This is a genomic window from Candidatus Litorirhabdus singularis, from assembly GCF_026262625.1.
GTDB classification, from domain to species: Bacteria; Pseudomonadota; Gammaproteobacteria; order Pseudomonadales; family Halieaceae; genus Litorirhabdus; species Litorirhabdus singularis.
In genome coordinates this window covers 579,091-600,201 of record NZ_SHNN01000001.1, presented here as the reverse complement: position 1 = coordinate 600,201, position 21,111 = coordinate 579,091, and the positions used below count along the sequence as shown (strand labels likewise).

Annotated in this window: 21 protein-coding genes and 1 tRNA gene; 20 read left to right on the top strand and 2 right to left on the bottom strand. The window is 51.6% G+C overall.

Features of this window, described 5'->3' with window-relative positions:
• The first annotated feature begins 41 nt into the window (after positions 1-41).
• The 18 genes from bioB to EYC98_RS02565 all read left to right on the top strand — a co-directional run bounded on the left by bioB (position 42) and on the right by EYC98_RS02565 (position 17,500).
• Entirely contained in the window at positions 42-1,037 is a 996-nt protein-coding gene (gene bioB / locus EYC98_RS02650; protein WP_279243757.1) for a biotin synthase BioB, read from the top strand.
• Positions 1,037-2,200 carry an 8-amino-7-oxononanoate synthase gene (bioF, locus tag EYC98_RS02645; RefSeq protein WP_279243756.1) on the top strand — a complete coding sequence of 388 codons (1,164 nt, stop codon included), beginning with the start codon at positions 1,037-1,039 and terminating at the stop codon, positions 2,198-2,200. The genes bioB and bioF overlap by 1 nt, the downstream gene beginning before the upstream one ends.
• Complete coding sequence (gene bioC, locus EYC98_RS02640; protein ID WP_279243755.1) at positions 2,193-3,782, top strand: malonyl-ACP O-methyltransferase BioC; 1,590 nt, start codon at positions 2,193-2,195, stop codon at positions 3,780-3,782. Before bioF ends, bioC begins: the two co-directional genes overlap by 8 nt.
• Positions 3,775-4,446: a dethiobiotin synthase gene (gene bioD, locus EYC98_RS02635; protein WP_279243754.1), complete on the top strand. Its 672-nt coding sequence runs from the start codon at positions 3,775-3,777 to the stop codon at positions 4,444-4,446. Before bioC ends, bioD begins: the two co-directional genes overlap by 8 nt.
• Positions 4,447-4,679: 233 nt before the next feature.
• Complete coding sequence (locus tag EYC98_RS02630; protein ID WP_279243753.1) at positions 4,680-6,473, top strand: acyl-CoA dehydrogenase C-terminal domain-containing protein; 1,794 nt, start codon at positions 4,680-4,682, stop codon at positions 6,471-6,473.
• A 162-nt stretch (positions 6,474-6,635) separates the two neighbouring features.
• Positions 6,636-6,818 (top strand): DUF3094 family protein, encoded by a 183-nt coding sequence (locus EYC98_RS02625; protein ID WP_279243752.1) that lies wholly within the window; start codon positions 6,636-6,638, stop codon positions 6,816-6,818.
• A 38-nt stretch (positions 6,819-6,856) separates the two neighbouring features.
• Positions 6,857-6,933 (top strand) — tRNA-Pro (locus tag EYC98_RS02620).
• Positions 6,934-7,130: 197 nt separating this feature from the next.
• Positions 7,131-8,372 (top strand): tyrosine-type recombinase/integrase, encoded by a 1,242-nt coding sequence (locus EYC98_RS02615; protein WP_279243751.1) that lies wholly within the window; start codon positions 7,131-7,133, stop codon positions 8,370-8,372.
• Positions 8,369-8,599, top strand: coding sequence for a hypothetical protein (locus tag EYC98_RS02610; protein ID WP_279243750.1), 231 nt, complete (start codon positions 8,369-8,371; stop codon positions 8,597-8,599). The genes EYC98_RS02615 and EYC98_RS02610 overlap by 4 nt, the downstream gene beginning before the upstream one ends.
• 104 nt (positions 8,600-8,703) lie before the next feature.
• On the top strand, positions 8,704-9,582 hold the full coding sequence (locus EYC98_RS02605) for a DUF6387 family protein (protein ID WP_279243749.1): 879 nt from the start codon (positions 8,704-8,706) through the stop codon (positions 9,580-9,582).
• Between the two features lie 126 nt (positions 9,583-9,708).
• Complete coding sequence (locus EYC98_RS02600) at positions 9,709-9,942, top strand: helix-turn-helix transcriptional regulator (protein ID WP_279243748.1); 234 nt, start codon at positions 9,709-9,711, stop codon at positions 9,940-9,942.
• Positions 9,943-10,231: 289 nt separating this feature from the next.
• Positions 10,232-10,645, top strand: coding sequence for a hypothetical protein (locus tag EYC98_RS02595; RefSeq protein WP_279243747.1), 414 nt, complete (start codon positions 10,232-10,234; stop codon positions 10,643-10,645).
• Position 10,646: 1 nt separating this feature from the next.
• A complete protein-coding gene (locus EYC98_RS02590) occupies positions 10,647-11,402 on the top strand; it encodes a hypothetical protein (protein WP_279243746.1) in 756 nt (251 codons plus the stop codon).
• A gap of 11 nt (positions 11,403-11,413) precedes the next feature.
• Positions 11,414-12,910, top strand: a complete 1,497-nt coding sequence (locus EYC98_RS02585) for a DUF3631 domain-containing protein (RefSeq protein ID WP_279243745.1) — start codon at positions 11,414-11,416, stop codon at positions 12,908-12,910.
• Between the two features lies 1 nt (position 12,911).
• Positions 12,912-13,319 (top strand): hypothetical protein, encoded by a 408-nt coding sequence (locus EYC98_RS02580; RefSeq protein WP_279243744.1) that lies wholly within the window; start codon positions 12,912-12,914, stop codon positions 13,317-13,319.
• 136 nt (positions 13,320-13,455) lie between these two features.
• Positions 13,456-13,983: a hypothetical protein gene (locus EYC98_RS02575; protein WP_279243743.1), complete on the top strand. Its 528-nt coding sequence runs from the start codon at positions 13,456-13,458 to the stop codon at positions 13,981-13,983.
• Positions 13,984-15,019: 1,036 nt separating this feature from the next.
• Positions 15,020-16,393, top strand: a complete 1,374-nt coding sequence (locus EYC98_RS02570) for an MBOAT family O-acyltransferase (RefSeq protein WP_279243742.1) — start codon at positions 15,020-15,022, stop codon at positions 16,391-16,393.
• 21 nt (positions 16,394-16,414) lie between these two features.
• Positions 16,415-17,500 carry an alginate O-acetyltransferase AlgX-related protein gene (locus EYC98_RS02565; protein WP_279243741.1) on the top strand — a complete coding sequence of 362 codons (1,086 nt, stop codon included), beginning with the start codon at positions 16,415-16,417 and terminating at the stop codon, positions 17,498-17,500.
• Here the strand turns inward: EYC98_RS02565 and EYC98_RS21705 are convergent.
• Positions 17,478-17,606 (bottom strand): carbon storage regulator, encoded by a 129-nt coding sequence (locus EYC98_RS21705; RefSeq protein ID WP_420887157.1) that lies wholly within the window; start codon positions 17,604-17,606, stop codon positions 17,478-17,480. The two genes, EYC98_RS02565 and EYC98_RS21705, sit on opposite strands and share 23 nt — an antisense overlap.
• Positions 17,607-17,904: 298 nt before the next feature.
• Between EYC98_RS21705 and EYC98_RS02560 the strand changes: the two genes are divergently transcribed.
• Positions 17,905-18,639 (top strand): VPLPA-CTERM sorting domain-containing protein, encoded by a 735-nt coding sequence (locus tag EYC98_RS02560; protein ID WP_279243740.1) that lies wholly within the window; start codon positions 17,905-17,907, stop codon positions 18,637-18,639.
• Between the two features lie 552 nt (positions 18,640-19,191).
• Here the strand turns inward: EYC98_RS02560 and EYC98_RS02555 are convergent.
• Positions 19,192-19,950, bottom strand: coding sequence for an SGNH/GDSL hydrolase family protein (locus tag EYC98_RS02555; protein WP_279243739.1), 759 nt, complete (start codon positions 19,948-19,950; stop codon positions 19,192-19,194).
• A gap of 510 nt (positions 19,951-20,460) precedes the next feature.
• On the opposite strand from EYC98_RS02555, the gene EYC98_RS02550 reads away from it, so the two are divergent.
• Positions 20,461-21,111, top strand: coding sequence for a flavin reductase family protein (locus tag EYC98_RS02550; protein WP_279243738.1), 651 nt, complete (start codon positions 20,461-20,463; stop codon positions 21,109-21,111).

Sequence of the window (21,111 nt, the reverse complement as noted above, 5' to 3'; positions counted from 1 at the left end):
CTAAACTGTGAGGCTCCTCCTTACTATAGTTCAGGTTTGTCATGTCTGTGATTCGTAACGATTGGCAGCGCGCGGAAGTAGAAGCGCTGTTTGCCTTGCCGTTTAATGATCTGCTGTTTCAGGCGCAGACCTTACATCGCCAGTATTTTGACCCCAATGAAGTGCAGGTGAGTACGCTGCTGTCTATCAAGACGGGCGCCTGTCCCGAGGATTGTGCCTACTGCCCGCAGAGCACCCGCTTTGAAACCGGCCTCAGTGTTGAGCAGCTGATGGAAGTTGATAAAGTGCTGACACAGGCACGCGCCGCGCGAGAAAGTGGCGCGACTCGTTTTTGCATGGGTGCCGCCTGGCGCTCGCCCAAAGACCGCGACATGGAACAAGTGGTAGCCATGGTCAAGGGTGTGGTGGAGCTGGGTCTGGAAAGCTGTATGACGCTGGGCATGCTGACCGAAAGTCAGGCGCAGCAGCTGGCAGAAGCGGGTTTGGACTATTACAACCACAATCTGGACACCTCACCCGAGTACTACGGTGACATCATTACCACCCGCACCTACAAGGATCGGCTGGATACGCTGCATCATGTGCGCGAGTCCGGTATGAAGGTTTGTAGTGGGGGTATCGTGGGTATGGGTGAAACGGTTGGGGACCGCGCCGGGTTGCTGCAGCAGCTGGCCAATATGCCCAAGCATCCTGAAAGCGTGCCCATCAATATGCTGGTGCGTGTGCAAGGTACGCCGCTGGCCGACACAGAAGATCTGGACCCTATCGAATTTATTCGCACGATTGCTGTCGCCCGCATCATGATGCCCGAATCGCATGTGCGACTGTCCGCCGGACGTGAGGAAATGAGCGAAGAGATGCACGCGCTGGCCTACTTTGCCGGTGCCAATTCCATCTTTTACGGTGAGAAGCTGCTGACGACGCCCAATCCTCGTGCCAATAAAGATATGGACCTGTTCGGACGCCTGGGTATTAACCCTGAGCAGCGCGCGATGAAGCATGAGGACCCGCGTTTCTACGACGCTGCTGCTGGTTGATGAATGCTCTGCAGCTGCGTCTGCAACAGCGTTTGCAGGAGCGTCGCCAGCAGTCACTGTATCGTCAGCGCCTGACTCTGAGCTCACCTCAGGGCGCCGAAGTGCAAATAGGCACCGAGCGCCTCCTGTGTTTTTGCAGCAATGATTATCTGGGTTTGGCCAATCATCCGCAGGTCATCACCAGCCTGCAGGAAAACGCTGCACGCTACGGCGTTGGCAGTGGTGCCTCGCATCTGGTGGTGGGCCACAGTGGCCCGCATCAGGAGCTAGAGGAAGCCCTGGCAGAGTTTACCGGGCGTCCTCGAGCGCTGCTTTTCAGTAGTGGCTATATGGCCAATATCGGCATTATGGCGGCGCTGCTCAAGCGCGGCGATGCGGTTTTTGAAGATCGCCTGAATCACGCATCCTTACTGGACGGTGGACTGCTCAGTGGTGCTCGCCTGCAGCGCTTTCGTCACAACGACACCGATCACCTCAAGCAATTGCTGCAACAGCGCGCTGATGTCGAGGGCAAGCTTGTTGCCACTGATGGCGTGTTCAGTATGGACGGTGACAGCGCTCCGCTGGGTGAGCTGGCAACTGTCTGTGCCGAGCAGGGCGCGCTGTTGGTGGTAGATGATGCCCACGGCTTTGGGGTGCTGGGCGCTAATGGAGCCGGCAGTTTGGAGCAGGCAGGTTTGAGCGCCCGCGAAGTTCCCGTGCTGATGGGTACGTTGGGCAAGGCTCTGGGTACCGGGGGTGCTTTTGTGGCCGGTGATGAGGACTTGATTGAAGGCCTTATCCAGTTTGCCCGCAGCTATATTTACACCACGGCAATCCCCCCGGCGCTGGTAGCGGCGACTCTGGTTAGTCTGGAATTGCTCACCACAGAGGCCTGGCGGCGACCGCATCTGCAGCAGCTGATTGCCCGGTTTCGGGCCGGCGCTGAGCAATTGGGCTTACCCCTGATGGACTCGCAGTCGCCGATTCAACCGCTTTTGGTTGGCGACGCCGACGCGGCGCTGCGGTTGAGTGAAAAACTGCGTAGCGATGGCGTGTTGGTGAGCGCCATTCGACCGCCTACTGTTCACGCCGGCACCGCGCGTCTGCGTATTACCCTGAGTGCCGCCCACAACGAAGATCAGGTTGATCGCTTATTGGATGCCCTGCAACGCCATGCTTGATAAACCCCCGCTGTATTGCGAGCGTCTGGCCTGTTATCAACCCACTGAGCAAGAATTGGTGCTGTTGTCGGGTTGGAGCATGGATGCCGCGATGTGGCGACCGCTGTTGCCGCAGCTGCGGTCGCTGGCCAATATCACGCTCATTGATCTGCCGGGTACTGGCCGCTCGCCTGCCGCTGACTACGAATTACCGGGTTTGCTGGATGCCATACTCAAACGCTCGCCACACCGAGCCTACTATCTGGGTTGGTCGCTGGGTGGCAGTCTGGCTCTGGCGTTGGCCCGGCGGACTCCGTCGCGGGTTGCTGGGGTGTTGGCCGCAGCCACCAATCTGAGTTTTGTGGCAAGCGAAGATTGGCCCTGGGCTATGCCCGCTGCAGATTTTGAGAGCTTCTATGCTCAGGTTGAAAAGCGCGGGCAGCGCGCTCTGGGTCGGTTTGATCTGCTGCAGTCTTCTGGCAGTAGTCAGCAGCAGGCGTCTGTGCAGCACTGTCGCCAACTGCGCGGTGGCGTTGCTGCAGATGTCGATATGCCCACGTTGCTCAGTGGCCTGCGGTTGCTGCGGGCGCTAGACCACACCCAATTGATACCCGAGGTACCGTTGGCGTTCCTGTTTGCTGCCGACGATGGCCTGGTGCCAATGGCAGCGGCAGCGGCAGTGCAGGCGCGCCTTAAACCGTTAGCGGTCGAAGTGGCCGCGGATTGTAATCACCTGCTGCCGCTCTTCGCGGGTGACGACATTATTCGTTTGCTGGGGGTATTGGGTTGCAAGGCCCCGCCAGTGGTGCCAACCCAACGCGACAAGACAGCGGTGGCCCGCTCTTTTGGTAGCGCCGCTGCCAGTTATGACGGGGTTGCCGGGCTGCAGCGAGATATTGGTAACGCCTTGCTGGAGCGGCACTTGCCGCAGGTCAGCACGGGGGTGGCGACCGTATTGGATCTAGGCTGTGGCACCGGGTATTTCCGACAGGCGTTACAACAGCGCTGCCCACAGGCTACTTATTTAGGTATGGATCTGGCCGAGGGTATGGCCCGTCACGCGGCCCTGGAGTCCAGTGGCAGCGCCGCCTGGTTGGTCGGTGACGCCGAGGATATGCCGCTGGCATCCGGCTCTTTGCAGCTGATATTCAGCAACCTCGCCATACAGTGGAGCGAAAATTTGCCGCTGCTGTGCACTGAGCTGGCGCGGGTGCTGGCGCCTGGCGGTCGTGGCCTGCTGGCAACGCTGGGCCCTCAGACCTTGCGCGAGCTGCGCCAGGCCTGGTCAGTTGTCGACGGCCATGCTCACGTGAATCAGTTTGTACCTGTGCCACATCTAAAGCAGGCGCTGCAAGATGCCGGGCTGCAGATACTCAGTCTCGAGCAGGAGGACAGAGTTATGGTGTATCAACATGCGCGTGAATTACTGCGCGAACTCAAGGGCCTGGGTGCGCACAATGTCAACGCGGCGCGGCCTGCTGGACTAACCGGCCGGCGGCGACTGGAAGCGTTTTACCAGGCCTATGAAGATCAGCGCCGGGATAACGGTTTGCCGGCTACCTACGATGTCATTTATTTGGAGGTTACCCCCGCGCATGGCTAAGACTTATTTTGTGACCGGCACCGACACCGAAGTCGGTAAGACCGTTGTCAGTGCTGGGCTGTTATTGGCGGCCAAGGCCAGTGGATTACGCACCGCGGCGGTCAAGCCAGTAGCGGCGGGCTGCGACGAGCAAGGGCACAACGAAGACGCTTTGATGCTGCAGTCGGTGATCACCGAGCCTTTGAGTTATGAGCAGATTAACCCGGTGGCATTGCAGCCCGCGATCGCGCCGCACATTGCCGCGCAGCAGATCGGTCGGCAATTGTCAGCCGCACGACTGGCAGGATTTTGTCGTGGGGTTATGTCCAGTCAGGTCGATTGGGTAGTGGTCGAAGGTGCCGGTGGCTGGCGCGTACCGCTGAACCCGCGGGAGACCCTGGCCGACCTCGCTGTGGTACTGCAGACACCAGTGATATTGGTAGTCGCGATGCGTCTGGGTTGCATCAATCATGCGCTGCTAACGGCCGAGGCTGTGCGCCGCGACGGCTTGCCGCTGGCTGGCTGGGTGGCCAATTGTGCGGGCCCCCGTATGGATTCTTATGACGACAATTTGGCAACGCTGCAACAGCTTTTGCCGGCTCCACTGCTCGGTGAAGTGCCGCATTTGACCCCGCTAGACCTCGATAAGGTGGCCGAAAACCTGGACATATCCAGGTTGAACTAGGTCACGTTTTAGACAATCCCTGTATGTAAGTTAGCGCTTGCATACCTCAAATCCCAATAAATACAGAAAATATGAATTTCCGGTCTGAGCGCGCTCCCGTATTTCGGCCAGATTTCACCATTGACTTGCCGTTTCCCCCTAGTCACTATGTGTTCGCCGTTAACATTTTGCCTGGCATGGCGGGTCTGCTACCCGCAACGCGCCGGCACAAGTAAACCAGTGAGAGGAAGATCATGCCTAACTATACAGTGCCGCAGCGCGACGTAAGCTTTGTGCTGAACGAATTACTAGACGCGGAAGCGTTTTACAAGACACTGCCCGGGTTCGAAGATACTAGCGCCGACTTGATTAACGCCATTGTTGCAGAGGCGTCCAAGTTCAGCGAAGAGGTATTGGCACCGCTCAACGAGAGCGGTGATGAAGAAGGCTGTCAGTGGAGTGAGGAGGGCGTGGTGACACCCGCCGGATTCAAAGACGCTTACCAGCAATACGTGGATAATGGTTGGCCAGCGCTGAGCGCGCCAGAGCAATGGGGAGGTCAGGGTATGCCTGGACTTCTGGGCATCGTTAATAGCGAGCTGATTGGCACCGCAAACTGGTCCTGGTCGATGTACCCCGGCTTAAGCATGGGTGCCGTGCGTACCGTCATGGAGCACGGCAGCGACGCTCAGAAACAGGATTATCTAGGCAAGCTGGTCAGTGGCCAGTGGAGCGGGACGATGTGTCTGACCGAGTCCCATTGTGGCAGCGACCTGGGCCTACTGCGCACCAAGGCAGAGCCGCAGGCGGATGGCAGCTACAAGGTCTCCGGTACCAAAATATTCATCTCCGCCGGCGAACATGATTTGGCCGAAAACATTGTACATATCGTCCTTGCGCGCCTGCCAGATGCACCGGCGGGCGTTAAAGGCATTTCTCTGTTCATCGTGCCCAAATTTCTGCCCGATGCCGATGGCAATGTCGGTGAACGCAACAGCCTGCAATGTGCTTCGATAGAGAAGAAAATGGGTATCAAGGCCTCTGCCACCTGCGTAATGAACTTTGATGAGGCTACCGGCTACCTGATTGGTCCGCCCAACCGCGGCCTCAATTGTATGTTTACCTTCATGAATACCGCCCGTCTGGGTACCGCCGTGCAGGGCGTTGCTCACGGTGAGCTGGCCTATCAGGGCGCGCTGGCCTATGCCCGCGAACGTCTCGCCATGCGCAGCATCAGCGGCCCCAAGAACCCCGATGGTCCGGCCGACCCGATTATTGTGCACCCGGACGTGCGCCGTATGCTGCTGACCCAGAAGTCACTGGCAGAAGGCAGTCGCGCCTTTGTTTACTACCTGGCGCAGTTGGTAGATGTGGAGACCCACGGTGATGAAGAACGCGCCAAGTCCGCATCGAACCTTATGGATCTATTGACGCCGATTGCCAAGGCTTTTATTACCGAGACCGGTTTTGAATCTGCTAACTATGGGGTACAGGTGTTTGGTGGCCATGGCTTTATCAAAGAATGGGGCATGGAACAGATCGTGCGCGACGCTCGCATTGCCACGCTGTATGAAGGTACTACAGGCATTCAGGCTCTCGACCTGATCGGTCGCAAAGTATTGGGTAGCGGTGGCAAGCTGTTGTTGGGTTTCACCGAGCAAATTGAACAGTTCTGTGATGCCAGTACCGACCCTGCTGCCGCAGAATTTGTTGACCCACTGAAAGCCTACTGTAAAGACTGGGTAGACCTGACCATGAAGATTGGTGAGGCAGCCATGGCCAATCCCGATGAAGCTGGTGCGGCAGCGGTCGACTATCTGATGTATTCAGGTTACGTGACCTTGGCCTACTTCTGGGGACGCATGGCAGTGCTGGCGCAACAGCAGCTGGCAGCAGGTAGCGACGAGAAGGATTTCTACGAGGCCAAGGTTCATACCGCGCGCTTCTACTTCGAACGCTTGTTGCCGCGTACTCTGTCACATAAGCAGGGTGCTTTGGCTGGCTCTGCCAACTTGATGGATATGGACGAGGCGCTGTTCTCATTCTGATCAGCTAGTCTGGGCGGTGGTATTGCTGCCGCCGCCCGATTTACCCCGCCGAAGCTGTTCAGAGTACCGCGATAGCCTTTAACAGGGCATCTGTCCGGTTTTCGTGTGCCTTTATTGCGTTTGAAAGGTGACATCACTGCCGGCTGGTAGCAGAATAGGCGCATGGAAGAACCCAGACTATCCCCAGAAGATCAGGCCAAAGTAGACGCGTTTGTTAGCAGCGGTCTCAACTCGGTGGAACGCAAACCATTTCGGCCTATCAGACTAATGTTGTTCCTGATTGTGGTAGTGAGTGGCCTGAGCTTTATGAGCCTTTTGTTGGCCGAATGGGCCGGGGTTTACTAGCTAAAACCCTCTGGTATAGTAGCTTTCCGCGCAGTTCACGGTGTGTGGCGCAGCCTGGTAGCGCACTTCGTTCGGGACGAAGGGGTCAGAGGTTCGAATCCTCTCACACCGACCAAATACCTTATCGGCAATGGCAGAAATCCCCTAAAAGCCCTGATATACAGGGTTTTTTATTGCCTGCTGATTATTGTAACGTCTGAAGCTGTATGCCAACATACCCCCATCCTCGGGGGTATTTGAGGGGGTACCAGCCACATCACGGCCACAGATACCCCCAAATAGCCTCCTGAAGCCCATACGGAGGGCGTTTCAATGAAGCTCAAAGCTATTCAGGCTAAAGAGGCCAAAGCCAAACAGAAGCCCTACAAGCTTGCTGACGGCAGAGGTATGTATCTCTTAGTTAATCCCAGTGGCTCCAAGTATTGGCGGCTCAAGTACCGCTATGCAGGCAAGGAGAAAGTTCTCGCGCTGGGCGTTTATCCAGAAATATCACTGGCCAGAGCCAGAGAGAAGTGTGACGAGGCCCGAGCCTTGTTGGACAGGGAGATAGACCCAAGCACCGCTCGTCGTCAGAAAAAGATAACCGACAAGCACGAAGGTGATAATACATTTGAGTCTGTGGCCGAGGATTGGTTTAGGACAAAGATGGAAGGAAAGTCCGAAAGCTACACGGATAGAACGAAGCGTCTTTTGAAGAATGACCTTTATCCCGCGCTTGGGAAGCGACCCATAAACCACATCGAGCCGCCTGAGTTGCTGATGGTGCTCAGGAAAGTGGAATCGCGCGGTGCTGTGGATATGGCGCATCGTGCTAAACAGACCGCAGGCCAGATATTCCGATTCGCTATTGCTGCTGGTATTTCTGAACGCGACCCCAGCGCCGACCTGAAAGGCGCACTCAAATCCAGAACCAAGACACACTATGCGTCTATCACCGAGCCAAAGGATGTAGGCAGACTACTGATTGCTATAGATGCCTTTCAGGGAACGCCTGTAGTGAAAGCAGCTCTCCAACTGTCGCCCATTTTGTTCCAGCGCCCAGGAGAAATAAGGAACATGGAATGGGAAGAAATTAACTGGGAGGATGAGCAGTGGGAGATTCCAGCGATAAAGATGAAGATGGCGCAACCACACATCGTTCCTCTGGCAACGCAGACTATCGGCATACTAAAAGAACTCCACAGACTGACGGGGCGGGGCAAGTATGTGTTTCCTTCGGCCAGAGGTGCCAGCCGTCCTCTGAGTGACAACGGGGTACGGGTAGCACTGCGAACCATGGGTTATGACAACGAGACTATGACCCCGCATGGCTTCAGGGCGATGGCACGAACGATCCTTGATGAGGTGCTGCACTACCGAGTGGACTATATTGAACATCAACTTGCTCATGCGGTGAGGGATGCGAACGGCAGGGCGTACAACCGTACCAGTCACCTAAAAGAGCGCAGGGTAATGATGCAAGGGTGGGCTGATTACTTGGATTTACTCAAGAGCGAAGCAAGCGGTAGCAATGTGGTTACAGCACAGTTCAAGAATTCGGAGGGTGAGCTATGAGAAAGATCAAAGACAGCCCACTAGAAATTTCCCAAAATACCTCTATGACCGAGATGGAGGCAGCCATCGCTGATAGACAAAGTATGATCGAGGCAATTATGGAACTTGCTGCTTTTCAACTAGAGAGACAGATCATTCCCGAGAGTATTTTGTCTCGATTAGGAGCGGCGGCAGATTTACTGAATAACGAGGTAGATGCGTTGGAACAAGTGACGCTGCTTCACTAGCTGATACACTCGAATTGCAGCGCCTAGCATGGCCCGCGAAAAGCCGTTCCCTTAACGGTCTGGCGCTGTATCTAGTTTAAGGACTGCACTTTAGGGAGTGTTCAATGCACGGTTCTAAGCACCAATTGGAATTGCCTGATTGGTTTTCTCTCGAAAAATATGATTTTGCCAGCGACCTTGAATGTTGGCAGTGGGCGTACCTTTTGGAGCAAAGGAGTTCTCTTATTTGGTACCTGCAAGGGCGAAAAGAAGGCAGGAGTGGTCTGGATTGGACTAGTGCGCTAGAACGTAGATTCAAAGAAATTCTAGAAGAATTGGATGAACTTGGTAATGGCGCACCTTTCAATGCAGAAGCGTCGCTACCAGAGGAGACGATTTTTCACCCCTGGGATATAAAAAGTACCGTTGACCCGCTGTCGGTCGGGGCATTGGGGTCGTTGTGGGGTGACATGCAAAGCGACAAGAATGTGGCCCAATTCAAAAATTTTCTAAAGACATATGATGATCATCCAGCTTCATTTCTAGAGGCACGAGAATACTGGAAACTTTCGCGTAGGGATGCTGACGAGGTGCTCTCGAAAATTGATTGGTATGGTGATGAATGGCACGAGTTCTATCACCTGCATGCGATTGTTGACATAGGAGCTTCAGAAGACAGGCTTCTTGAGGATTTTACAAAATATATAAGAGCACAAAAAAAACGATTGCAGCTTGCGACTGTGCCAAGTAAGAAATTTGGCAAATCTGAAAGACAGAGGTGGCATCGGCGACGAGTTTTGCCTTACTTGGATCTAACGCTGTGGTGTGAATTTGCCGCAATACCGATTACTCAGCATCAACTTGGCACCGTTCTTTTTCCAGACGACATTGATATTTCTCCCAGTGAAGTGATTCGAAAAACTATACGACCGCTGGCGGATATGCTTACCAGCGATTCCTTTATCTATGCTCTGAGGAATCAAAATTCTAATAAAGGACGGTAACCGGAAAAATTCTACGTAAGAAAAATTCCGGAAGTTTTTGGAGGGAAATCTCTCCCTCGTTTACTCAAAAAATATGTGAATAATTAGTAGCCATGTCTATAACAACGTCCGAGGAGGACACTCGACATGGCACTACAACCAACTATCGACAACGCTGTATTGCGCTGGCCAGAAGTGGCCAAAATCGTACCTATCAGCAGAAGCCATGCGCACGCGCTGGCGGCTCAGGGCAAATTTCCTAAACCCATAAAATTAGGCCCCAGAGCCTCTGGTTGGCTGGAGAGCGAGATAAACGAGTGGCTGGCCCAGCGAATCGCTGATTCCCGACCGGATTCTCAGAAAGTTGTGGGTGCAGTATGAAAACCCGCGACCGAATCGACCCTCATTACTTTGCAGAAACAATGGTCAAGCTATGGGGCGACCCTGCATCTCGAACCAGCACTGAGTGGCGCTGGGAAAGTCGTGGAACCATAGCGCCCCCTGTCAGAATCAATAATCGGAAGTACCGTCCGCGATCCACTGCGAAGAAAATTCTAGCAGAATAAAAGAACCCCCAACCCCGTGAGATAGGGCTGAGGGCAGCGGTGCGGAAACCGTATTTTAACGCCAGATAGCTTTATCTCCAAATAAACCAATGGAGATAGTAGAAATGAAAAATCCAAATGAACTGATGAGCGAGCCATACCTGATCGAGCGCCAGACAGGCACGTTCTACAGGCTGATAGGAGTGTCCGAATCGGAGAACCCTGCTATCGGCAAAGAGATAGACCTAGCGCAAGGCATGTCTCTGGAGCACTTATTTAACGAGCAGGGAGTTCGCTACTGGCACGTTGAGTGTATCGAGGAGGGCGAGCTGCACATGCGATTCTACTCTTACGAAAGCGCAGTGGAGCGGTGGCATGCACTTCCGGTAATCGAGTGGGAAAGAAAAGCTCGGCACATGGAGGCGTGCATAGCTAAAAAGCCGTCAGAGGAAAGGAGGCACGAGCTGTGGCAGCACTACGGCCTAAACTCAGAAGTTTCAGACGGCTTCACTGATCCTTGTGACGGTGTTCCCTTTTAGCATGCCAATGGATATTAGCATTGAAGCAATCGCCCAAGCACTGCTGGGCGAACCTAATGCCAAACTGTCGAGCAAGTCGGAGCTTCGCTTTGGCAATCGCGGAAGTCTTTCTGTAAACCTTGATGATGCTTGCTGGTTCGATCATGAACAGTCTATGGGCGGTGGCCCTGCTGATCTGGTGATGTTTGCAAAAGGCGGCACATTGGCCGAAGCCATGCGCTACTTATACGGCGACAACCGCGCACCAGTGACCAGACAAAAGCCGAAACCAAAGCCAAAAGCTGAGAGCAGCACGTTCCGCTATGCCTGCGAGCTATGGAAAGGCGCTGACAGGGCCGATAGCACTGTGGCGGCGCACGACTATGCCAAGCGTAAGCAAATAACATGGGCGGCTGGAGCGGGCAGGACACGGGCTAGCGGGCGCGTAATCGGCAAGGGTTCAGACTGTATTGTTTTGCCACTTCGCACCTGGAGTGATGAGCTGACGGGGGTCGAAGTCATTAACGTCGAGGGCGCAAAGCAAACATTCGGACGCAAAGGCGTCTTGCAGCTTGGCAACACGCGCAACACGGCGATCCCAATATACATCACTGAAGGCTGGGCCGATGCCGTGGCGACATGGAAATACTTTGGCGATGTTGTGGTGGTTGCAGTGTTTGGCATTGCAAAGCTGGATAGCACGGCACTGGAGCTGGATAAAATCTATCCCGAGCGGGAACTAATTATTGTGCGCGATGAGGTGCGGAAATGCCCATAAAGGAAATGCACATGACCGAAGGGGCAAAGGATATAGATGAGTTCATTCGCAGCGGTGGCACACCACCTGAGCCAGTGCCGTCATCAATAGCCCAGCCTGAAGTCGCTGCCGGAAAACGGCAGCCATCCGACCTCGCAAAGGATGTTATGGCCGAGTTCAAACAACTGGAACCGCTGGAGCAGGTGCTGCAATTAAAGGACTATGCCAAACGCATGGGCATCACCGTTGGAGACATGCGGAAAGTGGTCTCGCAAACAGAATCGGCAGAGCCACAGCCCAATGTTGACGTTGTAGAAAGACTGGAGCCAGTAAGCTACCCGGTATCGGGTCTCGACCTAGCTAACGAAATTCGAGAAAAGCTCAACACCTACGTTTTCCTGCCGGAACTCGACTCTGTAGCAATCACGCTATGGGCAATTGGCAGCTATTCGCTGGACAAGTTCCGAGTGTTCCCGAGGCTGCATATTCACAGCCCTGAGAAGCGGTGCGGCAAGTCCACCTTATTAGAGACTCTTGAGGCGTACTGCTACCGCTCCTGTATAACATCAAATATCACAGCGGCAGCAATGTTCCGCATTATTGATGGCTACCAACCGACCCTGATTATTGATGAGGTAGATAGCTTCCTCGCAGGCAATGAAGAAATGAGAGGCGTCATCAACAGCGGTCACACCCGTAGAACAGCTTTTGTTATCCGCACCCAGGGCGACGACTACGAACCCAAGCGTTTCAGCACATGGACACCTATGGTTCTGAGCGGCATTGGCGAAGTGCCGGAAACGATTGCAGACCGGTCTATCCGAATCAGTATGCGGCGAGCGAAGGGTGCCGAGAAACCTAACAAACTGCCCCTAGATCATTTCGACTCTGAAACAGAGGTTCGACGCCGCTTACTGCGCTTCGCACAGGACAATAGTTTTACCGCTGTTCAGATACCTGAAATCGAAAATTCCCGCGCTATGGATAACTGGTCGCCACTGTTCGCTATCGCAGAAGCAATCGGAGGCGAATGGCCTAGCTTGTGCAAGTCAGCCTACATCGCAGCCACACAAGTAACGGAAGCGGAGGACGATTCAATCACTGCGCTACTGCTGACCGATATTCAGGAAATATTTAGCCAGAACGGAGGCAAGATATTTTCCGCTGAACTAACTAAGTCACTGGGCGAACAAGCAGACCGACCTTGGTCTGAGTGGGGGCGAACTGGCAAACCGATCACCCAGAACGGTTTAGCCAACATGCTGAAGCGTTTCAATATCAAGCCGGTTCAAGTCCGAATCGGAGAGGTCAAAAAGCGCGGCTACAAGCTGGTTCAGTTCTCTGATGCCCTATCTAGGTACGTTCAGAGTGGTACAACGGTACAAGCCAGTGAATACGCGGCCTCCAGCCAATCTCAAAGTGGTACAGAAGAAATAGTGTACCACCCTGAAAATGCCCCGCAGCCCAGTAAAGACGAGGGTTGTACCACTGTACCACTTGAAACAGGCCAAAAAGGGGAGTGTTTCTAATATGGACGTCACTTCTATCGTTTATAAATTGCGCGCAGAGGGCGTCCGGCTATTTCCGAGAGGCGATAAATTGCTGGCAGTCCCACAGGGTAACGCGATCACGGATGAGCAGCGGGCGCTGATCAAAGCCAACCGCGAGACCCTATTAGCCGAGGTCAGCAAGACATGGCAGCCGGCGCAGGTTATCGACTTCCTTACCGGGTGCGAGATTGTTCCCGAAGACGCGAGATTTATTCTGGATCACCTACCAACTGATCGCCGCGCCAGAATTGCGACCTTGAATAACTACCGTGCGGTCTGGATTGACGCATCAACTAACGAGCCAGTTCCACACAAGAAAGAAAACGCCGGACGATTAGCGGCGAACACATGGCTAAGGACTGTATGCAGGGGTAGTGATTGTGGGTAAAAAGACTATTGGTATAACCGTGCCTGCCGAGGCGGACGAAGACCTGGAAGTGGCTTTGTCACGAGCGATGATGCGCCCTAGCTTTAATGGGGGTGGGTTTTGGTTGAGTTAGCCAAATTAGTTAGGGTGGATTGAGATGAAAATGACCGTAGAGGACTGTTTAGCACTGGATGCCAATCTTTTGGCCAAAGATGGCTGGTTTCGCTGCTCAACCAGGGGCAACATTACCTGGACTAATGGCAACAGTATTTCCCTGTCCTACCGCAAACCACACCTGCACCTGTCCTACACCAGTGGCGGAGAGCCTATGCGGCAGACTATTCATGTTGTAGCGGCACCCTGCCATTATGGTGGGGTACGGCATTACTTCACCTGTCCCAGTTGTCAGAACAGGCGGTACAGGCTGCGGCTGGGCGCGAGTGGCTTCTATTGCCGCCATTGCTATCGACTGCCCTATTATAGCCAACAGTGCGGCGATCTGGATGGCCTGATACACCAAAAGCACAAGGTAGCAGCCAAGCTGGAGGACAGTGATAGACCCCCAATACGCACTGCTACCAGGATGCGGCTGATTAACCAGTTATGTGCGGCAGACGACAAGATAAACAAAGCCTTTGCAGAGCGGTTCGGTCCGCAAACCGCTAGACAGTTTGGTTTCTACTAAGCAGGTACGGGGAAAGCAGTTATACATCTAAAGTATCTTACTTTTGGTTGGCATTTTTACTGCCCAGCGTTTTCACACAGCCTCGCCTAGGAGAGGTCATAAGCGGTATGTGACTCTGAAGGCAGCGTATTACTCGCAGCGGCTATTATTCTGCCTGTCGCTGGGAAAGTATCCGAATAACTGATTTAATGCCCCAACGACCCAACGACCCAACGACCCAACGACCCAACGACCCAACGACCCAACGACCCAACGACCCAACGACCCAACGACCCAACGACCCAACGACCCAAGACTGCTATTGTCACAGGCTTATTTACTCGACCTGGAGTTTAAGAAACGGGTAGGACAATTACAGAACCAGCATAGCTCAAGTTCCATAAAGATATGCGCGGAGTTAGCCCTCAAAATGCAGAACCAGTCCCGCCGGACAATACAGGCTCTGGCGAACATGAAGAACCCGAATAAGGCGATATTCATCAAGCAGCAGAACAACGCCGTTAACCAACAGATCAACAATGATTCAGTAGAAGAAAAAAATATCCCGGAAACGAACTAAACGAGGCGGACAATGAGCGAGCGGTGGACAGAGGAAAGACGCCAGCGGCAATCGGAGCTGATACGGAGTTGGAAGCCCTGGGAGTCCTCAACGGGGCCAAGATCCGCGGTAGGAAAGAGTGGGTCGGCGCAGAACAGCTTTAAGACTGGGGCGCACACTGCCGAGTTGCGGAGAATTATGAACTTGCTGGCTGAGCAAGGAAGGCTTCTAAGAGAAGTACCTACTGACGTTTAGGTTAGCTAGATGTAATAACCAATACTTGATATAGCAGGCGAAATTGCGGATCTCGTCACAAATTGACTGTATAGACAACCAAACAGGAAGAAACCCAGCCGTAAAGGGGTAGAATCGGTTTTAATCTAAGCTTAATTTTTTGACCCACTAAACTCTTCTCTGAACGGTTGAATCTAACAAGCATATTGATTTGGTCCGAGACTATGGGGAGGTACTTCGTTGATTTTCAGCTCGAACACATTCTTGTTCTATTTTATACCCCTCTTTCTAGCGGCATATTTCTTACCGAAGCATCAACACAATAGAAACAAAGTACTTCTGGCTTTTAGCCTAATTTTTTACGCTTGGGGAGAGCCCGTATATGTTTTTTTGATGGTAGGCTCGATTATTTCCAACTGGTATCTAGGACGGAAAATTGGCGTCGCCAACTCCCAACGCGCTAAGAAGAATTGGACTGCCTTAGCACTGATACTTAATCTAAGCTTCCTCGCCTTTTTTAAGTACGCATCCTTTCTACTAGATTCACTTGGCGTTGTGCCGCTTTTCAGCAGTAGCTACACCAAATTTATACTTGATCTTCCACTACCGGTAGGTATTTCTTTTTACACCTTTCAGGCTATGTCATATGTTATAGATGTCTACCGCGGAAAGTTTCGCTATGAGAAAAATCTATTAGATCTAGGCACATATATTTCAATGTTCCCTCAGTTAATAGCCGGGCCTATCGTTCGTTACGAACAAATAAAAGAGGAGCTTCACCGCGTAAATACCAATTACGGCACAATAGCCGATGGCGCTCGACTATTTGTGATTGGATTATCGTTCAAAGTTTTACTGGCAAATACTTTCGCGAAAGACGCTGATTTCGTTTTCGCACTAGATGCACTTCAAGTCTCGCTGGCGCTTTCTTGGCTAGGAGCCATTTCATACAGCTTCCAAATTTACTTTGATTTCGCTGGCTATTCACTAATGGCAATCGGTTTAGGTCGCATAATTGGATTTTCATTTCCTATTAATTTTAATAGACCTTACGTATCAACAAGCATCACAGAGTTTTGGCGGCGATGGCATATTTCACTGTCCAGTTGGTTTCGCGACTACTTATATATTCCACTTGGCGGTAACAGGCGAGGAGCAATTTCAACCTATATTAATTTGTTTCTAGTTTTTTTCCTGTGCGGTTTGTGGCATGGCGCGGCATGGAACTTTGCTATCTGGGGATGTTTCCACGGTCTTTTTTTGATAACTGAACGGTTTTTCAAAAAATTTAACATCCACGTCCCCAAAATTATTTTACATAGTTACACGTTAATCGTTGTCATCATTAGTTGGGTTATATTTCGCAGCGAATCTTTCTATCAAACACAAGGACTGCTAGCAGCAATGATTGGGCTGAATGCCAATCCAGCCTATATAGGTCTTCAGATATTCAATACAAGCTATATCGTGATGGCAGTTGTGGGCGCATTCGTATCTACGCTACACGTTAATCTAGACTTTCCACCTGCGTTAAAGTCCGCGTCGCTCACTAATGCTATCTATTTGGCAATCTTCTTAGCCTGCGTTCTATATTTGATAGTTGGAACACACAATCCCTTTATCTATTACCGATTTTAGTGAAATTGAATAGTAAATAATATGAAGTACAAGATTCGAATATATGTGGCTATTTTATTATTATCTTTCCCTGCATTTCTGACTGTTGTGTACCCAAGTCTGAGCGGCGACTCGAGAGTCGAACTGCGAGAACTTCAAAATATTCCCAGCTTACCCACAGGATTCTGGACGCTTCGTCGATGGCCGTCGCAATTTGATCAGTTCACATCGGATCGCTTTCCTTTTAGAACAGATTTAATTCGATTTATCGGCAATATTTTCTACACAATGGATATATCGATATCGCCGGAAGTTTTGATTGGCTCCCAAGGGTGGCTGTTCCTAAGGAAGACCTCGGATGTTCTAGATGAATCTCGCGGCGTCAAAACCCTCGCGCCTTCACAAGTTACTGCATGGGCAGCGAGCTATATACACAGAAAAGAACAACTCCAAGAACAGGGGATAGAACTACTGCTAGTTATCGTGCCGAACAAACATACAATCTACCCTCAGTTTATGGGCAAAAGCAATTTCCTGGTGGGGCCGACCATTACAGATCAAATAGTAGCGAAGCTCGATGAATTTCAAACTGAAGGAATTGTTGATCTGCGAAGCGTGCTCAGGGAGAAAGCCAAATCCGAACAGATATATGGTAGATACAACACCCATTGGAATGATCGCGGAGCTTACTTTGGGTATCGAGAAATCATCAAAAATATTCCTAATAGTCACCAAATTTTGGAGGAGCAGCTTAACTTCCAATCCGGGCAGGTTGTTGGTGGCTTAACAAGGCTAATTGGACAATCCGAGTTAACCGAAGAATCACAAGTTCTGATTGGCGACGAGTCAAATCCATCATTTGAATTCAATGCTCTAGCCCAGAAGGAAAATTTCAGGACGACCGGATTTATAACCGAAACAACCCTAACGCATTTGCCGAGAGCAATATTTCTATGTGACTCAAATACCGATCAGTATCTATATAAGTATCTAGCCCCTTCTTTTCACGAAGCATTGTTTGTACACCATAAAGGCATGAAGTTTGACCAAGAACCTATAGACAGCTTTCAACCAAATTACGTTGTGTACATAATCGTGGAGCGACTCATTCCTTATAGCCTAGACTAGACGCCAACTTTGTTGGCATAGCCTGAGCATAGAACTTCGACACAGTCACCTCTATGTCATCCCCAATCAGCATTTTCTCGCCGGTACAGCGTGTAAGTACAAGCATGTTCAACCCTCCGTGGTGTATGCCTGAGCTTAAGTGTAGGTGAGATTCCCGCTGTTTTACCGTTGTAGCGATAAATGGCTGAAATGGATTGGTGAAAGCTCGATGCGTTCATTACATATCTACTTCATATCGCCTGCTGGAAAGGCTCTCCGCTTGTCAGTATATTTTACAAATCCCTGTTTTCTACTAAGCCTAAACGCGCTAAGTTGTTGATTTGTATCAGTGGGCATAAATCTTGCGTTGAGATGATGGATAGACGCAGATGAGTGCGTGAATTTTTAATCTTGAGGCATAAGAAATGAGAATAACAAAGACAGTTTTGGTTTTACTTGCGGCTGCGGTGTTGCCGTTACAGGGGAATGCTGCTCTTTCATATAACTACGACATCGAGTGGGAGTTGGTAGAGACAAATAGTCGAATTTACAGCTACCCTAACAATCCTTTCCCCTTCGACGAGTTTGAGAGAGACCCTGTAAGCAGCAGCCTCCTCAACGCGTACGCCGAGACCAGTGCGTCGCGGGTCAATGGTAATGTTTCGCTTTACACAGAATTCAGGCGAATCGGCGGGAATTTTGGTTATGCGTATGCATCTGTCGCTGGCAAGTTCGTAGTGCCAGAAACCGTTGAAAACTTCACTACTATAAACGCATTTTTAGACGTACTGGTGACCCCTAATGGTGGGGAGCGCCAGCAAGTTGCTTTTATCGCCGCAGAGCGTTGGAGCGACGATTTTATGGGCGTAGGAGAGATACCACAGGACGAACCAGCCTACTGTGGGGAATCCATATTCGGGGCTTGCAGTGCCCTTTCTCCCACAGTTAATCAGTATCTTTTCGCTCCAGGGCAGGAAGTATACTTTATATTCAGTAGCCTATTGTTCTCAGGTCTTGAGAACACGATCGCCTCGAAGTCGATGGATATAGAACTTTCAACACAGTTCCCCATAAGCCAAGTCCCCATCCCCGCAGCTGCATGGCTATTCGGTTCTGCCATACTTGGATTGATCGGAGCAGCAAAGCGCAAGAAAGCCTGATATAGACTGCGTTCTACTAGCCTGCATGTGCGGGCTTTTTATTTCCTGCCATTCTGACGAGTACACTTAGCTCTTGGGGGTATATATGGGGGTATATGTAGAATTAATTATAATAAATCTTATATATAACAATTAGTTAAGGAATCTATTCAAGCCATCTCACACCGACCAATGAAATCAATGACTTAGCCCCCGCTCTCGCTTCTCAGTTCTGCCATTCATTCTCGGGATTCCACTGATGCATCCATTTATAGCTCCGGAGCAGCGGACGGCAGATATTTCGCAGTGGTCGCCCTACCGGAAGGCTGAATAGCAGGCACCATCAGTGTATATCTTCTCCACTCTGAGCCACCTCCAACTTCGCGAAAGCTACTTTTAACGCACCAAAGCTGGCTCCCAACCGTCTGAAGTTAGCCGGCTGGATGTTGCAATAGAGGTGAAAGCGGTCGTTAGCTCAATCCTGTAATCCGACGTCCCTGGTGTCTGCTTTCGCCAAGGAGCGGTCTTCGGTTTATTCTTGGTATCGCAAAATCAACGTCTAGTTGTTGCCTTTTAGGAATCCGAATAATCAGCGCGAATAGTCTCTAGCAGATGCTTTGCGTAGTGGATGTGGCCGTCTTTACCAAGGTGCAATGTGTCAGGCATCTCGAATTCGTCATAAATTTCAGCTGAAGTGAACCACTGCGAAGTTTCTACGAGAGTGCACTGCCCCTCGCCAGCGATGTCTCGGACTACCTGACGATAATCTTCATAGGTAGTGCCTTCTGAAGAAGTACGGTGGTCATAGTCAAAGCCCGACATCAATGGGGTGGCACAAAATATTTTTTGCTTTGCAATTCGATCTATACGATTAAGCAATGTGAGGTAGTGATTTCGATACTGTTCTATTGAAGACGACCCCCAGATGAAATCATTCGCACCCAGGGTAATCCAGATTGCAGTGCCACGTTCGTCTCCTTGAGTAAAATTTATCCCGCCATCAACCCGCTGTGCATTGGCTGATGCGATGGTGTTGCCAGAGCGAGACAAGTTGACTACGCGCAGCCCTTGCTCTGCGATGAGATGAGCAGTTGTCATACTGTAGTCACAATACGGCTGGTGTAAAGAGGCCATACAGCCAGCCATAATGCTGTTGCCAACAATTATTAGCGTGCCAGGTAGCTGTAGCGTTGGATTCTCTTTGGGTGATGCCGTGGGAGCTGCAGTTGCTGAATGACCACTGATGCCACTGTTGCCTCCGCAGCCACCAAGCATTACGGTGCTGGTTATGCAGAGAAATGAGATTGCTACGTACTTCGATAGCGTGGACATGTGCGCTTCCCTCAAGTCATATAATTATTCTAATATGATTGGCTGAAAGGTTATCAACAATCATTGACTCAGGTCACCTCCTTACGAGTTAAACAACCATGGATTTTCACATCTTAGCATGTCACCTAAGGGGTTTTGTTGAGGCAGTCACACACTAGAAATTTCTATCAATAGTTCCAGAACGGAACGGCAGAAATGACCTGATCTAGCCCAGACCGTGATCTAACAACCGCAAGGCTGACGACTTTTCTCTGCCAGTCCGTGCCTCTTGCAGTTGTCTGACCCATCACTACAGCGAAGACCTTATTGCGATAATGGCGTCAAATCTCGAGGGGTAGAGGCCCTTTCTGATACCAGCTAAGGGCAGCTCTGTGATGCAGGAGTTTGGCAGTTAGCTTAATCCAACCTTCCGATCCCGGCGTAACAAGTGTCTGCAAAGGGAAACAGCAATGAGTGAATACAGAGTAGAGTTGGTGGAATTGAGCCATACCCACAGTCACGGAGCCTGTAATGACTGATCTGCGTTTAACAGCGGAGGACTTCGCCAGCATGGAGAGCCGTTTTCGGGCTACGCTGGCAAACTCACTCACCGGCTATAAGCCGGCAAACCTGGTTGCGACCTGCAGTGACGATGGCCAGACCAACGTTGCTATCATGAGCTCTGTAGTACATCTGGGCTCCCACCCCCCTTTATTGGCCATTGTCATCAGGCCAGACTCGGTGGAGCGGCACACGTTACGCAATATTCTTCAGACCGGATATTACACACTTAACCACGTCGATACAGAGATGGTGCCGGCTGCTCACCAGACAGCCGCGCGTTACCCGCATGATGTATCGGAATTCGGCGCAGCGGGCCTGGAGGAATCCTGGGAGAGCGATTTCCCTGTGCCTTTCGTAGGAGAGGCCCCGGTGCGGCTCGGGCTCAAGTTGCGTGAGCATCATCATCTGGCGATTAATGACACCAATCTGGTGATTGGTGAGGTGGTTCTGGCGATGCTGCCAGCCGCCGCGGTCGCCGCAGATGGCACCCTCGATATCAACGCCCTGGGTAGTGTGGCAATCAGCGGGCTGGATACCTACCACCGCGGCGAGCGCTTGCAGCGCATGGCCTATGCCAAACCGGATCAGCACCCGACGACGTTATCTGATGGGAGCTAG

What these genes read in the sequence shown, in the direction of transcription:
- bioB (WP_279243757.1), top strand. Translation starts at nt 42, where the DNA reads ATGTCTGTGATTCGTAACGATTGGCAGCGCGCGGAAGTAGAAGCGCTG.
- bioF (WP_279243756.1), top strand. Translation starts at nt 1,037, where the DNA reads ATGAATGCTCTGCAGCTGCGTCTGCAACAGCGTTTGCAGGAGCGTCGC.
- bioC (WP_279243755.1), top strand. Translation starts at nt 2,193, where the DNA reads ATGCTTGATAAACCCCCGCTGTATTGCGAGCGTCTGGCCTGTTATCAA.
- bioD (WP_279243754.1), top strand. Translation starts at nt 3,775, where the DNA reads ATGGCTAAGACTTATTTTGTGACCGGCACCGACACCGAAGTCGGTAAG.
- EYC98_RS02630 (WP_279243753.1), top strand. Translation starts at nt 4,680, where the DNA reads ATGCCTAACTATACAGTGCCGCAGCGCGACGTAAGCTTTGTGCTGAAC.
- EYC98_RS02625 (WP_279243752.1), top strand. Translation starts at nt 6,636, where the DNA reads ATGGAAGAACCCAGACTATCCCCAGAAGATCAGGCCAAAGTAGACGCG.
- EYC98_RS02615 (WP_279243751.1), top strand. Translation starts at nt 7,131, where the DNA reads ATGAAGCTCAAAGCTATTCAGGCTAAAGAGGCCAAAGCCAAACAGAAG.
- EYC98_RS02610 (WP_279243750.1), top strand. Translation starts at nt 8,369, where the DNA reads ATGAGAAAGATCAAAGACAGCCCACTAGAAATTTCCCAAAATACCTCT.
- EYC98_RS02605 (WP_279243749.1), top strand. Translation starts at nt 8,704, where the DNA reads ATGCACGGTTCTAAGCACCAATTGGAATTGCCTGATTGGTTTTCTCTC.
- EYC98_RS02600 (WP_279243748.1), top strand. Translation starts at nt 9,709, where the DNA reads ATGGCACTACAACCAACTATCGACAACGCTGTATTGCGCTGGCCAGAA.
- EYC98_RS02595 (WP_279243747.1), top strand. Translation starts at nt 10,232, where the DNA reads ATGAAAAATCCAAATGAACTGATGAGCGAGCCATACCTGATCGAGCGC.
- EYC98_RS02590 (WP_279243746.1), top strand. Translation starts at nt 10,647, where the DNA reads ATGCCAATGGATATTAGCATTGAAGCAATCGCCCAAGCACTGCTGGGC.
- EYC98_RS02585 (WP_279243745.1), top strand. Translation starts at nt 11,414, where the DNA reads ATGACCGAAGGGGCAAAGGATATAGATGAGTTCATTCGCAGCGGTGGC.
- EYC98_RS02580 (WP_279243744.1), top strand. Translation starts at nt 12,912, where the DNA reads ATGGACGTCACTTCTATCGTTTATAAATTGCGCGCAGAGGGCGTCCGG.
- EYC98_RS02575 (WP_279243743.1), top strand. Translation starts at nt 13,456, where the DNA reads ATGAAAATGACCGTAGAGGACTGTTTAGCACTGGATGCCAATCTTTTG.
- EYC98_RS02565 (WP_279243741.1), top strand. Translation starts at nt 16,415, where the DNA reads ATGAAGTACAAGATTCGAATATATGTGGCTATTTTATTATTATCTTTC.
- EYC98_RS21705 (WP_420887157.1), bottom strand. Translation starts at nt 17,606, where the DNA reads ATGCTTGTACTTACACGCTGTACCGGCGAGAAAATGCTGATTGGGGAT.
- EYC98_RS02560 (WP_279243740.1), top strand. Translation starts at nt 17,905, where the DNA reads ATGAGAATAACAAAGACAGTTTTGGTTTTACTTGCGGCTGCGGTGTTG.
- EYC98_RS02555 (WP_279243739.1), bottom strand. Translation starts at nt 19,950, where the DNA reads ATGTCCACGCTATCGAAGTACGTAGCAATCTCATTTCTCTGCATAACC.
- EYC98_RS02550 (WP_279243738.1), top strand. Translation starts at nt 20,461, where the DNA reads ATGACTGATCTGCGTTTAACAGCGGAGGACTTCGCCAGCATGGAGAGC.